The organism is Isoptericola sp. NPDC056605 (genome assembly GCF_042792795.1).
GTDB lineage: Bacteria > Actinomycetota > Actinomycetes > Actinomycetales > Cellulomonadaceae > Isoptericola.
Window position 1 is genome coordinate 25,490 of the sequence record NZ_JBHTVT010000016.1, and the last position, 14,753, is coordinate 40,242.

The window sequence follows — 14,753 nt, forward strand, 5'->3', positions numbered from 1 at the left end:
GGTGCGTCGACCTGCCCGGACGCGTCAGCGACGACGCAGGCTGCGCCGGTCGGAGATCACCGCGATCAGCCCGCCGACGCCCAGGCCGACGGCGATGCCGCCGAAGATCATCACCGACACGTAGACGCCCGGCTTCATCAGGGCCGCGACGTCCACCGGGTCGGCGGCGTCGAGCAGCCACGTCGAGAAGATCAGCCCGACGACACCGCCCACCAGCGCGCCCATCCACAGGAACACCGGGTACTTGGGCGCGCGGCGTACGCGGTCCGGGTCGACGAGCAGCGTCACGTCCTGCGGCTGCTCGACGTCGTCCACGGCATCGGTCGTCGACCCCGCCTCCGACGGCGCGGTCTGCTCCGCCGCCGCCTCGCGGTCGGGCGGCGTGCCGTCGGGCGTGGCGCCGTCGGGTGCCGGGGCGTCCTGGTCGGGGGTCGAGCTGCTCACCCCTCGAGCCTAAGCCACCTGCCGGCACCCGACGGCCGCCCGTCAGGCGGCTCCCAGGTCCTTCCAGGGGCCCCACGACGTCGCGCCGGGCTCGTCGTGCCGGGAGTACCACTGCGCCTGCCAACGGTGCCCGTCGTGCACGACGACGTCGCCCTTGCCGTACACCCAGGTGCCCGTCCACGCCGGGAAGGTCCCGGCCGACGTCACGACCGGGGCCCCGACCTCGGCCCACGGCCCGTACGCCGACGCCCCGGGGCGGTCGCCGCGCGACCACCACAGCGCCTCGAAGAGCCCGCCCTCGAAGGCGACCCGGTCGCCCTTGCCGTAGGTGGCCTTCGCCTCCCACGCGTGCGCGGACGGCACCAGGTCCAGCCCGACGAGCAGCGGGTCGTGGTCCGACGACCGGAACGGCGTCTCGTCGTAGAGGATCGTCGCGTTGTAGTTGTAGCGGCTGTACTCGTTCGCCACCGGCTCGTACGCGTTGACGTTCCAGATGTCGGTGCCGGTCACCCGGTCGATCAGGCCCGACGACGCGAGCGCGTGGTCGAGCGAGCCGACCGCGCCGTCGAACGCGTAGGTGTACTCGCCCGTGGTGGGCCCGAGGTCCGTGTAGCCGGCGTCCGTGAGGACCACGACCGGGTCCTCCTGCTCGTACGAGTTGAGGTCGCCCACGAGCAGCACGGCGTCCGTGCCCGCGTCCGCCGCGACGTCGTCGGCGAAGGCGACCAGCGCGGTCGCCTGCCGCACGCGCGACTCGTTGGAGGCGCCCTGGCCGTCACCCGTGTCCTCGTCCCCGGGCCACGGGCCGGCGGACCCCTTCGACTTGAAGTGGTTGGTGATGACCACGACGTCGTCGCCCGGGTCCGCGTCCACACCGCCGGCCGGCTGGAACACCTGCGCCAGCGGCTGGCGCGCGTTGCCGAACGCCTCCGGGTCGTCGAGGATCCGGGAGGCCCCGACGGGCTCGGCGCCCGCGGTCCGGTAGACGAACGCCGTGCGGATCACGTCCTCGCTGTCCGGGAGGTCGGCCGGGGACGCGACGTACGCCCACGTGCCCGCGCCGTCGTGCGCGTCGAGCGCGTCCACGAGGTCGGACAGCGCCTGGTCGCGGTCCTTGCCGAACGCCGCGGAGTTCTCGATCTCCTCGAGCCCGACGACGTCCGCCCCCAGGGCGGAGATCGCGGCGACGATCTTGGTCTGCTGCCGCTCCAGGTCCTCGGCCTCCGCGGCGCCGCGGGCGTCGCAGCCGTCACGGACGGTGACCGGGTCCCCCGCGCGGTCGGTGTAGTACCGGCATCCGGTGAGCTGGTCGCCGGTCGTCGTGAAGTAGTTCAGCACGTTGAACGTGCCCACCTGCAGGGTGCCGCCCACGTCCTGCGGCGACGCCTCGCGCGTGTCCTCGAACGTGGCGGGCTGGACGTCGGCGGCGACGTCGGGCGTGAGCCGGTGCTGCGGCTGCAGCCCCCAGGCGTCGAAGCGGTAGTCGAGGACGACGGGCCGGGTGAACGTCACGGCGGCGCCGACGCGGACCGGGTCCCCGCCGGTCAGCCACGGCAGCGGCTGGGAGGAGTTCGCGGCCGAGCTGTAGTTGGTCGACGAGCCGTCGTCCAGCAGGACGGCGCGGGCCGCGTTGTCCTCGGCCTGCTGCTTCGCCTCGACGGACCCGGGGCGCCCGGCCGTCGTCGGCTGGACCAGGGGCGCGTCGCCCGCGGCCAGCCCGATGGTGCCGTAGGAGTTCGTGTCGTAGTTGTCCGTGACGGTGAAGTCGCCCTGCGGGGCGAGCAGCATGCCCTCCAGGGCCTCGCGCTCGGCGTCGGTCGCGGGCCAGGTCGTGGCGAGCGGCTCGACGACACCGGGCTCGTCGAGCAGGGTCCACGCGTCGGCGGTGACCTCCGTCAGGCCGGAGTACTCGCTGACCTTCCCCGTGACCTCCACGTGGTCGCCGACCTCGAGCTCGGCCGCGGCGGCGCGGGAGTACACGAACACCGCGTCGGAGGCGCCGGGCGTCGCGTCGTCGGCGGGGTCGCCGCCGCTGCCCGCGGTCTGGAGGTAGAGCCCGTCGAAGCCGCCCGTGGGGTAGGTGGCGGTCACGACGCCGGTGGTCGTCACCGTCGTCCCGGCCAGCGGCGACGTCGCGCCGGTGCCCTGGATCTCGGCGATCGTCGCGTCCTCGCCCGGGCCCGGGTCGGTGCCCGGGTCGGTGCCGCTCGCGGTCGGCGTCGGCGCCCCGGCGGCGAAGTCGGCCGCGTTGTCGGCGGTGTGCGCGTGGTCGCGGCGCGCGACGGACGTCGCGTTCGTCGTCGCGGGCGCCGGCCCCGAGCCCGCGAAGGCGCTGGCGGTCGGACCCCAGCCGAGGAGGTCGACGACGGCCTCGGCCGCCGCGCAGTCGGCGCCCGCGCAGGAGAGGCGGTCGGTCGAGCGCACCAGCGCGACCTTGGCGCCGGTGCCGGACATCGCGATGGTGCCGGTGACGTCGGGGGCGGGCAGCGCGGGCAGCGCCGTGTTCCCGCCCAGCGCCTGCGCGACGAGGAACGACCCGCCCGCCGGGATCTCCCCGGAGAGGTTCGTCTGGGCCCCGTTGGCCCAGGTGCCGGCCGCGGACGCGTACTGCACGGACCAGCCCTCGAGCGACACGGCGTCGTCCGTGGGGTTGTACAGCTCGACGAAGTCCTGGTTGAACGCGGCGCCGCTGTTGCCGCCGCCCCCGTACACCTCGTCGATGACGACGGGGGCGTCGGGCGAGACGGCGGCGGACGCCGGGGCGGCGAGGGCGGCGCCCAGGGGGAGGACGAGCGCGGCCGCGGCGGCGGCCGCGAACGGTCCTCGATGACGGGCGGGAGGGGTAGGGCTCACGGTGGCTCCTTCGCGGCGGACGTGGGTGACGTCACCTCAGCAGACCCGCGTGAACCGTTGTTGAACCCCACGTCACGGGACGTCGTCGTCCGGCTGTCGTGGTGCGTGCCTGCCCGGTGCCGCCGAACGTAGCGGACCGGACCGACACCCGCGCGCCATGGGGCCCGCCGACTCCCCGGCCTCGTCGGTCCGGTCAGGGGCGGGGCCGGGCGGCCTGGAGCGGCAGCAGCCCGGACAGGTCGGCCCGCTCCCCCGAGGCGCTCACCCGCCCGGACCCGACGGCGTCGTCCCACGTCAGCCGCCCGGTCGCGAGCCCGAGCCAGGTCTCGACGTCCGTCTCCACCACGTTGGGCGGCGTCCCACGCGTGTGCCGTGGCCCGGCCACGGCCTGCACGGCCCCGGCGGGCGGCACCCGCACCTCCACCGAGTTCCCGGGCGCGACGTCGGCCAGCTCCTCCAGCGTGAACCGCACCGCCGTCGTCACGACCGGCCGCGAGGTGTCGCCGCCCAGCCACGCGGCCACGGCCGCCCGTCCGGCAGCAGGTTCGGTCCGTCGTCGCGCAGGCACGCCAGCACCCTAGGCCAACCCACCGGCTGGCAGGTTCCTGACCCTGACCCGAGCGAGCCGACGAACGAGCGCGGGTCGGGGATGGCGTCGCGCGGACGTATCCCTCCCGAAGTGGAGGGCGCCCTGGCGCCCGTGAACGCGTCCGCGCGACGCCATCCCCGACCCGCGCGGCCGCCACCACCGGCAGCGACCGTCAGGAAGCAGCCAGCTCCGCCCGCACCTCGTCACGCAGCCGCCCGTGCCGCGCGGGGTCGGGGGCGGCCGCCAGCAGCGTCTTGGTGTACTCGTGCTGCGGGTCGAGGATGACGTCGTCGGAGGGCCCCCGCTCGACGACGTCCCCCCGGTACATCACGAGGATCTCGTCGCTGAAGTGGCGCGCGGTGGCGAGGTCGTGGGTGATGTACAGGACGCCGAGCTGCTCCTCGCGCTGCAGACGGGCGAGCAGGTTGAGGACGTCGAGCCGGATGGACACGTCGAGCATGGAGACGGGCTCGTCCGCGATGACGAAGCGCGCGCCGGGGGCGAGCGCCCGGGCGATGGCGACGCGCTGCCGCTGGCCGCCGGACATCTCGTGCGGCTGCTTGGCGGCGAAGACCTCCGCGGGCGTGAGGTTCACACGTTCGAGCAGCTCGTGGACGGCCGGCGTCAGGCCGGCGCCCTTGGCCACACCGTGGATCTTCAGCGGGCGCTCCAGGTGGTGCGCCACGGAGTGGTACGGGTTCAGGGACGCGAACGGGTCCTGGAACACCATCTGCACCTGGTGGCGGTACGCCGCCATGGCCCGGCCGCGGCGGCCGATCGGTGCGCCGTCGAGCAGGATCTCCCCGCGAGTCGGCGTCTCGAGCTGGGCGATCATGCGGGCCACGGTCGACTTGCCGGAACCGGACTCGCCCACCACGGCGATGGTCTTGCCGGGCTCGAGCGTGAACGACACGTCGTTCACGGCGCGGAGCCTGCCCTTCTTGAGCTTGAAGTCCTTGATCAGGTGACGAACCTCGAGGGTGCTCACGACTCTTCCCCTTCTGCGGCCGCCGACCGGGCGTCGCCGCGGACGAAGGAGCCCCGCTCGCCGGTGAGGCTCGGGAACGACGACAGCAGCTTCTTCGTGTACGGGTGCTGGGCCCGCAGGTAGATGGACTCGGCGGTGTCGATCTCGACGATCTCGCCCGCCCGCATGACGGCGATCCGGTCGCTGATCTCGAGCAGCATCGGCAGGTCGTGGGTGATGAAGACGACGGCGAAGTTGAACCGCTCGCGCAGGCGCATGATCTCGCGCAGGATGCCGCGCTGGACGACGACGTCGAGCGCCGTCGTCGGCTCGTCCATGATCATGACCTGCGGGCCCAGCGCCAGAGCCATGGCGATCATGACGCGCTGGCGCATGCCGCCGGACAGCTCGTGCGCGAAGCTGTCGAGCCGGACGGGGTCGACGCCCACCAGCCGGAGCAGCTCGGCGGCGCGGTCCTCCCGCTCGCCCTTCGTCATCTGGGGGCGGTGGGTGGTCATGACGTCGTGGAGCTGGCTGCGCACGCTGATCACGGGGTTGAGGGAGTTCATCGCCCCCTGGAACACCATCGAGACCTTGTCCCAGCGGAACGCCCGGAGCGAGTCGCCGGTGAGGCCCACGACGTCGATGTCCGACCCGTCGGCGTCGTGGAACGTCACGTCTCCGGTGCGGAGGATGGCCGGGGGCTTGAGCAGGCGGTTGAGGCCGTAGGCGAGGGTCGTCTTGCCGCAGCCCGACTCCCCCGCCAGGCCCAGGATCTCGCCGCGGTGCAGCGTGAGGGACGCGTGCTTGACCGCGTGCACGGGCGGCGTGACCTCGTACTCGATCGAGACGTCGCGTGCGGTGAGCACGGGCTCGAGCCCCGCGAGGTACTCGTCGTGGGCGGCGGACGTCAGGGGTGCGGTCGGCGTCGACGTGACGGTCATGCCTCGACCCTCTCCTTCTCCTCGGTCGTCTCGTCGTCCGAGCGGTCGTCACGGTCGGGGTCCGACGGCGAGCCGACGGCCGGCGCCGCGGTCCCGCTGCTCGTGCCGAGCTTGTCGAGCCCGGCCTTGCGCGCCTTGCGGACGCGCTTGGCGGCGGCGGGGGCGGTGCGGAGCTTCGGGTCGATGACCTCGTCGATCGCGAAGTTGATGAGCGAGAGCCCGCACCCGAAGAGGGCGATCATCAGACCCGGGGGCACGAACCACCACCAGGCGCCGCGGGTGAGCGCCCCGCCGCCCTGGGCGTCGTTCAGCATGGTTCCCCAGGTGATCGAGCCGTTAGGGCCGAGGCCGAGGTAGGACAGGCCGGCCTCGCCGAGGATGGCCAGCAGGACGGCGAACAGGAACTGGGCCGCGAGGAGCGGCAGCAGGTTGGGCAGCACCTCGACGAGGATGACGCGGGGTGTCTTCTCCCCCGCCACCTGGGCCGCGGCGACGTAGTCCCGCACGCGCAGCGAGCGCGCCTGGGACCGGAGCACCACGGCGGGGCCGGCGAACGCGGTGATGCCGAGGATCAGCGCGACGATCCACAGGCTGCGCACCGGCAGGTAGCTGGCGATGACGATCATCAGCGGGAGCCCGGGGATCACGAGCATGATCCCGGTGACGAGCGACAGGATCTCGTCCGTCCACCCGCGCAGGTACCCGGCGACGACGCCGAAGAACAGGGCGAGCACGACCGCGATGAGGCCGGCGGTGATCCCGACGATCAGCGACCCGCGGGCCCCCTCGGCGAGCTGCGCCAGGATGTCGTAGCCGAGGCTCGAGGTGCCGAGCAGGTGGTCCGGGCCGGGCGGCAGCAGCGCCGGGTTGTCGGAGTCGCGCGGATCCTGCGTGAAGAAGGGGCCGATCAGCGCGAACAGGAGGATCGCACCGACGATGACGACCCCGGCGATCAGCTTGCCCGACCAGTTCAGCGCGAAGCGCTTGCGTCGATCAGCCATTGTTGCTCCGCGTCCTCGGGTCGATGAAGCCGTAGATCAGGTCCATGATGAAGAGCGCCGCGAGGACGGCGAGCGTGATCACCAGGAAGACGCCCTGCATCAGGGCGTAGTCGTTGTTCCGCACCGCCTGGATCATGAGCTTGCCGACGCCGGGGTAGGTGAAGACCTGCTCCATCACGAGGGAGCCCGCGACGACGAACCCGAGCGAGACGCCGAACCCGGCGAGCGACGGCATCGCCGCGTTCCGCACCGCGTAGGTCATGAAGATCCGACGCGGCCGGAGGCCCTTGGCCTCCGCGGTGGTGATGTAGTCCTCGGAGAGGGTGGAGACCATCATGTTCCGCATCCCGAGGAGCCAGCCGCCCACCGCCGAGATGACGATCGTGAGCGCCGGCAGGAACGCGTGGTAGAGCACGGATCCGACGAACGCCCAGCTCCACTCCGGGGCGTCGAAGGTGAACACGTCGTACGCGCCGATGATGGGGAACCAGCCCAGCGTCACGCTGAACACGAAGATCAGCAGGAGCGCCACCCAGAAGTACGGGAGCGACTGCATCATCGTGGTGCTGGGGATCAGGCTGTCCACCCAGGTGCCGCGCTTCCAGCCGGCGAACGCGCCGAGCCCGATGCCCAGGACGAACGAGATCACGGTGGCGGTGCCGACCAACCCGATCGTCCAGGGCAGCGCCCCGGCGATCAGCTCGGTCACGGGGGTGGGGAACTGCGTCACCGACACCCCGAGGTCGCCGCGGAACAGGTTGCCCCAGTAGTGGACGTACTGCTCCCAGATCGTCTGGTCCTCCACGGCCCCGAGGAGGAGCCGGATGCTGTTCTCGACGGACGGCGAGATCCCACCGCTGCGCTGGAGCTTGGCCAGGAGAATCGTGAACGGGTCACCCGGCAGCAGGCGCGGGATGAGGAAGTTCAGCGAGATGGCCGCCCACAGCGTGATCGCGTAGAACGCGAGTCGTCGCAGGTAGAAGGTCACGGGGTCACGCCCCCCTTCGTCGTCGAGAGCATTCGGCTCCTCCTCGAGTCGTTCGTGCGGTGCCGGCTGGCGCGTCAGCTGCCGGCGATCTTGCCCAGCACCAGGCCGGACGACGGGTTCTCCCAGGCCGGCGGGAACGCGTACGGGTTCTCCTCCGTGGGCCAGCCCGTGTAGTCCTTCTGGTTGTAGAAGGTCTGGGTGGCATTCACGACGAGCGGGATGAACGGCAGGTCCTCGACGAGGTGCTCCTGGACGACGGCGTAGGCCTCCTTCTTGACGGCCTCGTCGTTGGTCTCGCTGGCGGTCTGGACCGCGTCGTTGACCTCGGGGTTGTCGTACCGGGAGAAGTTCCACTCGCCGGAGCCGAGCGCGGTGCCGACGTCCTGGGTGAAGTCGCCCGTGAACCAGTCGCGGTAGATCTGGTACGGGTCCGCGATCGAGGTGCCGACGACGCCGCCGACGAGCAGCTCGAACTTGCCCGAGAACCGCTGGTCGCCGTACTCCGCCTCGGAGATCGTCGTCGCGACGACCTTGAGCCCGGCCTCGCGGGCCTGCTCCTCAATGAGCTTGGCGGCGTTGTTGTAGTCGGTCCACCCGTCGGGCGAGGCCAGCGTCAGCTCGACGGCCTTGCCGTCCTTGCCGTAGAAGCCGTCGGCGTCCTTGGTGTAGCCGGCGTCCTCGAGGATCTTCGCCGCGGCGGCCGGGTCGGCGGCCTGCGGCGCCTCGGCGGGCATGCCGTCGGCGATCCACTTGTCGTCGCGCCCGAGCAGCGCGTAGGTCGGCGAGACGGTCTTGGCGAGGCCGACGAACGCCTTCTCGTTGATCGTGCCGCGGTCGACGGCGAGGTTGAGCGCCTGCCGCACGGCGACGTCGGTCTGCTCGCCCTCGCAGCCCCGGTCCTCGTTCGCGCAGGTGTACAGGACCGTCGGGTCCTTCGGGGTGTTGAGGTAGCCGTACACGCCCGAGGCGGTGATGCGGTCGGGATCCGGCACGAACATCGTGGCCCAGTCGATCTGGCCGGTGCTCAGCAGGTCCTCGGCCGACTGGTTCGAGTCGATGCCGATGTAGCGCAGGCTGGCGATCTTGGGCTCGCCGCCCCAGTAGCTCGGGTTCGCCTTGGCCGTGTACGCGGCGGCCGACGTCGTGCTCACCATGTACGGGCCGGTGCCGACCGGGTTCTCGGCGTTGGCCCATGCGACGAGGCCGGTGAGGGCGTTGCCGTCGCCGTCCTCGCCCGAGTCCTTCTCGTGCTCGGAGAAGACGTGCTTCGGCACGATGAGCGTGCTGCCGAGCATCGCGAACTCGTTCGTGAACGACGGGCCGTCGAACGTGAAGACGACGGTCGTGTCGTCGCTGGCCTTCGCGTCCTTGAGGTACGGCGGCTTGGCGGTCTCGTTCGTGAAGGAGTAGACGACGTCGTCGGCGGTGAACGGCTCTCCGTCGTTCCACTGGACGCCCTCGCGGAGCTTCACGGTGAGCTCCGTGCCGTCCTCGTTCCACTCCCACTCGAGGCCCAGCATCGGCGTGGGCGGCTCGTCGGCGATCTTGTTGTAGACGAACAGCGGCTCGTAGATGCCGCCGTTGGCCAGGTGCAGCACGGCCGCGGGGTTGTAGGGGTTGAAGTTCGGCGTGATCGGGGTCTGGGAACCGGCCCAGACCACGAGCTCGCGGTCGGTGGCCTGACCCTCCGCGGCAGGGGCGCTGGTGGCGTCGCCACCGTCACCGCCCTCGGCGGAACCGGAGCACCCGGCGGCCAGGAGGGTCACGCTCGTCAGGGCGGCGGCGGCTGCGAGCCACCGTCCGCGGATCTTCCCTCGGATCATCGTTGGTCCTTCCAGTCGGCAGCGCACCCTCACGCCGCGATCGCTCACGCTTAGGGAAGGAACCTTAACGAATACTCACGGGGGCAGCGCCAGACCTTGAATCGTTATAAGGCAGGAGTGTTATCAAACCGTCACCTGCGGCTCTGGCCCGGGGAGCCGGACTGCGGGAGGGACGAGGTCGGCCACGGCAGGCCCCGGACCGTCACGTCTCCGCACCCGCCGACGTCGGTCGGGTGAGGCCCGGTCCTCGCCTCGACCGAGACTCCCTGACCCGAGGAGCGACCATGACCGCGACCCACCACCACGAGCACGCGATCCGGCAGTTGCTGGAGTCGCTCGTCAGCGCCCTGCGCGCCAAGGACCTCGACGCGGTGCGCGAGATCTACGCGCCCGACGTCGTCTCGTTCGACGTCGAGCCCCCGCTGCAGCACGTCGGCATCGACGCGAAGCTGCGGAACTGGGTGCGGGTGTTCGACACCTTCGCCACCGTCGACTACGAGCTGCGCGACCTCGCCCTGACCGTCGACGACCACGTCGCCTTCGGGCACGCCTTCGGCCGGCTCGGCGGCACCCTCACCGACGGCACGCCTGTGCCGGGGACCTGGGTCCGCGGGACCTTCGGCCTGCGCCGCGACGACGACCGCTGGCTGGTCGCCCACGACCAGGTGTCCGTGCCCGTGGACGTCCGCACCGGGGCCGCGGCCACGGACCTCGAGCCCTGACCGTGGGCGCCGGGCCCCGGGGGTCCGGTCAGCCCAGCGTGAAGAGCACCCGCCGGTCGGGCACCGACGCCTCGGCCAGCGTGGCCCGGACGCGCTCGCCGAGCGGCAGCTCGGCCCCCTCGATGCGGGCCCGCACCGCCGGGTCCTCGAGCATGACCTCGCCGCGCTGCGGGCCGTCGTCCTTGCCGTCGCCGCGCACGTCGACGACGACGCCGGAGAAGGTCTTTCCCTCACGGCCGGCGAGCAGCGCCGCCTCGACGACGTCCACGCAGCCGCGCTCGAAGGCGCCCGCCGTCCGGGAGGCCGCCGCCATCGTCTCGGGCAGGTCGGGCAGCGCCTCGGTGACCCAGGCCGGCGGCTCCTTGCCCGCGGCGTGCGCGAGGCACACCTCGGCGGCATAGCGGTCGGCGAGCCGCCGCAGCGGCGCCGTCACGTGGGCGTACTCGGCCGCGATCGCCGCGTGCCGGGCGTCGGCGGGCAGCGCGACCGGCGGTGCGCCGTCGGGCCCCGGCACGCCGAACGCCAGGTAGCCGGCGCCGCGGAAGAGCGAGGTCGCCTCGGCGAGGAAGGCCGCGTGCGCGGGCCGGCGGGACTCCAGGGTCGGGACGAGCTGCGCGTACGAGACCTCGTCGGGCCAGTCGATGCCGAGGGCCGCGGCCGTGCGGCGCAGGCGCGCGACGTCCCGGTCGTCCGCCGGGGGCAACGTGCGCAGCAGGCCCACGCCCGCCTCGCGCATCATGGCCGCCGCGGCGATGCCGGTGAGCAGCGAGATCTGCGCGTTCCAGCCCTCGACCGGGAGGGTGCGGCGCAGCTCGAGCGCGAACGACCCGTCCGGCCCCGGCACGATCTCCTGCTCGGGGACCTCCAGCGACACCCCGCCGCGGTCCCGCTCGCGCTCCTGCCGCAGACGACCCACGTCCGCCAGGAGCGACAACGAGTCCGACGCCGTCCCCGCGTCGAGCTGGCCCTGGGCCTCGCCGTAGGTGAGGCGGGCACGCGACCGCACGGTCGCGCGGGTCACGGAGCTGCTGGTGATCTCGCCGTCCGCGTCGAGCCCGATCGTCCACAGCACCGCCGGCCGGTCCTCGTCGGGCAGCAGGCTCGCGGCACCCTCGGACAGGACGGGCGGGTGCAGCGGGGTGCGCACGTCCGGGCCGTAGACGGTGGTGCCACGACGATGCGTCTCGGCGTCGAGCGGGCCGCCCGGGCGGACGAACGCGGCGACGTCCGCGATGGCGTACCGGACGATGTAGCCGCGCCCCGACGACGCGACGTGCACCGCCTGGTCGAGGTCCATCGAGCCCGGCGGGTCGATCGTCACGAGCTCGACGTCGCGGCGGTCCTGGCGGCCCCGCCGGCTCTTGCCGCCGAGGGCGGACCCGCCCTCCGCGGCGGACTTCTCCGCCTCCTCCCGCACCTGGGCGGGAAACATGGCGGGCAGGCCGACCTCGGCGCGGAGCGCGGCGAGGGCGTCGGCGACCTCGGCAGGGCCCGCCTGGGCGAGATGGAGCTGACGCGTCGGCACGGCTCGACGGTAACGGCGCACGCCCCGGGCCGCGCGGCGAGGGTCCGGACCGTGAGGCACGGCACGGGGACGGAGTGCGCCCGCGTTTTCGACAGGCTCCGCCGCGGCCAGATATCTTGATGTCAAACAATCTCTCGTCCACCACTGCCCTGCCAAGGGAGCATCGCCGCATGACCACCGAGTCCCGGCCCGAGGCCGCCACGATCATCTACACGCACACCGACGAGGCGCCGCTGCTCGCGACGTACTCGTTCCTCCCGATCGTCGAGGCGTACGCCGCCCAGGCCGGGGTCACGCTCGAGACGCGCGACATCTCCCTCGCGGGCCGCATCCTCGCCCAGTTCCCGGAGCGGCTCACCGACGACCAGCGCATCGGCGACGCGCTCGCCGAGCTGGGCGAGCTGGCCACCACCCCCGGCGCCAACATCATCAAGCTGCCGAACATCTCGGCGTCCGTGCCGCAGCTCAAGGCCGCCGTCGCCGAGCTGCAGGCCCAGGGCTACGACGTCCCGAGCTACCCCGAGGACCCGCAGACCGACGCCGAGAAGGACGTGCGCGCCCGGTACGACAAGGTCAAGGGCTCGGCCGTGAACCCGGTGCTGCGCGAGGGCAACTCGGACCGTCGCGCCCCCGCGTCGGTGAAGAACTACGCGAAGGCGCACCCGCACCGCATGGGCGCCTGGTCGGCCGACTCGAGGACGAACGTCGCGACGATGGGCTCCGACGACTTCTTCTCCAACGAGAAGTCCGTCGTCGTCCCCGCGGACGACACCCTGACGATCCGCCTGGTCACCCCGGCCGGCACGACCGTCCTCAAGGACGGCCTGGAGGTCGAGGCCGGCGAGGTCGTCGACGCGACCTTCATGTCCGTCGCCGCGCTGAACACCTTCCTCGCCGAGCAGGTCGCCCGCGCCAAGGCCGAGGGCGTCCTGTTCTCCGCGCACCTCAAGGCCACGATGATGAAGGTCTCCGACCCGATCATCTTCGGCCACGTGGTGCAGGCCTTCTTCCCCGCCCTCTTCGAGAAGTACGGCGACCAGCTCAAGGCCGCGGGCATCTCCCCCAACGACGGCCTCGGCGGGCTCCTCGCGACCGTCGACACGCTGCCCGACGGCGCCGAGATCCGCGCCGCCGTCGAGCAGGGTCTGGCCGACGGCCCGGCGCTCGCGATGGTCGACTCCGACCGCGGCATCACCAACCTGCACGTGCCGTCCGACGTCATCATCGACGCGTCCATGCCCGCGATGATCCGCGGCGGCGGCCACATGTGGGGCCCCGACGGCAAGGAGCACGACACGCTCGCCGTCATCCCGGACTCGTCGTACGCCGGCGTCTACCAGACCGTCATCGACGACTGCCGCGCGAACGGTGCCCTCGACCCGGCCACGATGGGCTCCGTGCCCAACGTGGGCCTCATGGCCAAGAAGGCCGAGGAGTACGGCTCGCACGACAAGACGTTCGAGATCCCCGCCGACGGCACCGTCGAGGTCGTGAACGCGGCAGGCGACGTGCTGCTCTCCCACGACGTCCAGGCCGGGGACATCTGGCGCGCCTGCACCACCAAGGACGTCGCGATCCGCGACTGGGTCAAGCTCGCCGTGAACCGCGCCCGCGCCACCGGCTCCCCCGCCGTGTTCTGGCTCGACGCGCAGCGCGGCCACGACGCACAGCTCATCGCCAAGGTCGAGGAGTACCTGGGCGACCACGACACCGACGGCCTCGACATCCACGTGATGGCGCCGGCCGAGGCGACGGCGTTCTCCCTCGCGCGCATCCGCCAGGGGCTCGACACCATCTCGGTGACCGGCAACGTGCTGCGCGACTACAACACGGACCTGTTCCCCATCCTCGAGCTGGGGACGTCGGCCAAGATGCTGTCGGTCGTGCCGCTGATGAACGGCGGCGGCCTCTTCGAGACCGGCGCCGGCGGCTCCGCCCCGAAGCACGTGCAGCAGCTCCTCGCGGAGAACTACCTGCGCTGGGACTCGCTCGGCGAGTTCTTCGCGCTGGCCGCGTCGTTCGAGCACCTCGCGACCGTCACCGGCAACGCGCGCGCCCAGGTGCTCGCCGACACCCTCGACCGCGCCACGGGCACGTTCCTCGACCAGGACAAGTCCCCGACGCGTCGCGTGGGCGGCATCGACAACCGCGGCTCGCACTTCTACCTCGCCCTGTACTGGGCGCAGGAGCTCGCCGCGCAGTCGGACGACGCCGAGCTGGCCGCCGCGTTCGGCCCGCTCGCGGCGTCGCTCGCCGAGCAGGAGCGGACGATCGTCGACGAGCTCGTCGGCGTCCAGGGCTCGCCCGCCGACATCGGCGGCTACTACCGCCCCGACGCCGCCAAGGCCGCCGCGGTGATGCGCCCGTCCGCCACCTTCAACACGGCGCTCGAGGCCCTCTGACGTCGAGGTGGTCCCGGACTCCGCGAGGTAGCTCGGCAAAGGCGAGCTACCTCGCGGGGGTCCCGACCACCTCGAGGGGTCACCAGGACCAGCCGCGGGCGCTGAGCTCCAGCTCCTCGCGGAGCCGTTCGGCGGACTCGGCGCGCTCGCCGGCGCGCATCGGCAGGTCGACGACGCTCAGCCCGGCGAGACGGCACGCCTCGCGCAGCAGTGCGTCGTACGCGCCCTGCGCGGCGCGGGCGTGGTGCGCGCGGGCGTAGACCTGCGGGTCGTCGTCGATGGCCCGCAGCTCGCGCGCCAGCTCCCCCAGGCGCACCTGGACGGTGAGCGTCAGGAGCGGGTCGGCGGCGGGGGCACGACGACGGTGCGCACGGCGGGCGACGGCGTCACGGTGGGCGTCGGAACGCAGCCACGACCGGGCGGCGACGGTCGCGACCAGCGCGAACGACGCCGTCACGAGCGCCAGCTGCCACGTCATCGGAGCACCACCTCTGC

12 protein-coding genes are annotated in these 14,753 nt (G+C 72.5%); 2 read left to right on the forward strand and 10 right to left on the reverse strand.

Features of this window, described 5'->3' with window-relative positions:
* Positions 1-24: 24 nt before the first annotated feature.
* The 8 genes from ACFQ8Y_RS15905 to ACFQ8Y_RS15940 form a co-directional block, all read right to left on the reverse strand.
* Positions 25-444, reverse strand: coding sequence for a hypothetical protein (locus tag ACFQ8Y_RS15905; protein ID WP_430586103.1), 420 nt, complete (start codon positions 442-444; stop codon positions 25-27).
* Between the two features lie 42 nt (positions 445-486).
* On the reverse strand, positions 487-3,297 hold the full coding sequence (locus tag ACFQ8Y_RS15910; protein WP_430586104.1) for an ExeM/NucH family extracellular endonuclease: 2,811 nt from the start codon (positions 3,295-3,297) through the stop codon (positions 487-489).
* 193 nt (positions 3,298-3,490) lie between these two features.
* Positions 3,491-3,865 (reverse strand): sterol carrier family protein, encoded by a 375-nt coding sequence (locus ACFQ8Y_RS15915; protein ID WP_430552133.1) that lies wholly within the window; start codon positions 3,863-3,865, stop codon positions 3,491-3,493.
* 193 nt (positions 3,866-4,058) lie between these two features.
* Positions 4,059-4,874, reverse strand: a complete 816-nt coding sequence (locus ACFQ8Y_RS15920; RefSeq protein WP_430586105.1) for an ABC transporter ATP-binding protein — start codon at positions 4,872-4,874, stop codon at positions 4,059-4,061.
* Positions 4,871-5,797, reverse strand: coding sequence for an ABC transporter ATP-binding protein (locus tag ACFQ8Y_RS15925; RefSeq protein ID WP_430552135.1), 927 nt, complete (start codon positions 5,795-5,797; stop codon positions 4,871-4,873). Before ACFQ8Y_RS15925 ends, ACFQ8Y_RS15920 begins: the two co-directional genes overlap by 4 nt.
* A complete protein-coding gene (locus ACFQ8Y_RS15930) occupies positions 5,794-6,798 on the reverse strand; it encodes an ABC transporter permease (protein ID WP_430552136.1) in 1,005 nt (334 codons plus the stop codon). The genes ACFQ8Y_RS15925 and ACFQ8Y_RS15930 overlap by 4 nt, the downstream gene beginning before the upstream one ends.
* Positions 6,791-7,786 carry an ABC transporter permease gene (locus ACFQ8Y_RS15935; protein ID WP_430552137.1) on the reverse strand — a complete coding sequence of 332 codons (996 nt, stop codon included), beginning with the start codon at positions 7,784-7,786 and terminating at the stop codon, positions 6,791-6,793. The genes ACFQ8Y_RS15930 and ACFQ8Y_RS15935 overlap by 8 nt, the downstream gene beginning before the upstream one ends.
* Positions 7,787-7,860: 74 nt before the next feature.
* On the reverse strand, positions 7,861-9,609 hold the full coding sequence (locus ACFQ8Y_RS15940) for an ABC transporter substrate-binding protein (RefSeq protein ID WP_430586106.1): 1,749 nt from the start codon (positions 9,607-9,609) through the stop codon (positions 7,861-7,863).
* Between the two features lie 284 nt (positions 9,610-9,893).
* Here ACFQ8Y_RS15940 and ACFQ8Y_RS15945 point away from each other — a divergent pair, with 284 nt between their 5' ends.
* Positions 9,894-10,331 (forward strand): YybH family protein, encoded by a 438-nt coding sequence (locus ACFQ8Y_RS15945; protein WP_430586107.1) that lies wholly within the window; start codon positions 9,894-9,896, stop codon positions 10,329-10,331.
* 28 nt (positions 10,332-10,359) lie between these two features.
* Here the strand turns inward: ACFQ8Y_RS15945 and ACFQ8Y_RS15950 are convergent, their stop codons facing one another.
* Positions 10,360-11,856 (reverse strand): RNB domain-containing ribonuclease, encoded by a 1,497-nt coding sequence (locus ACFQ8Y_RS15950; protein ID WP_430586108.1) that lies wholly within the window; start codon positions 11,854-11,856, stop codon positions 10,360-10,362.
* Between the two features lie 170 nt (positions 11,857-12,026).
* Here ACFQ8Y_RS15950 and ACFQ8Y_RS15955 point away from each other — a divergent pair, with 170 nt between their 5' ends.
* The gene (locus ACFQ8Y_RS15955; RefSeq protein WP_430586109.1) at positions 12,027-14,258 is read left to right on the forward strand and encodes an NADP-dependent isocitrate dehydrogenase; all 2,232 of its coding nucleotides are present in this window, start codon (positions 12,027-12,029) and stop codon (positions 14,256-14,258) included.
* Between the two features lie 79 nt (positions 14,259-14,337).
* Here ACFQ8Y_RS15955 and ACFQ8Y_RS15960 read toward each other — a convergent pair whose 3' ends face one another.
* Entirely contained in the window at positions 14,338-14,736 is a 399-nt protein-coding gene (locus ACFQ8Y_RS15960; protein WP_430552142.1) for a hypothetical protein, read from the reverse strand.
* Between the last annotated feature and the right edge of the window lie 17 nt (positions 14,737-14,753).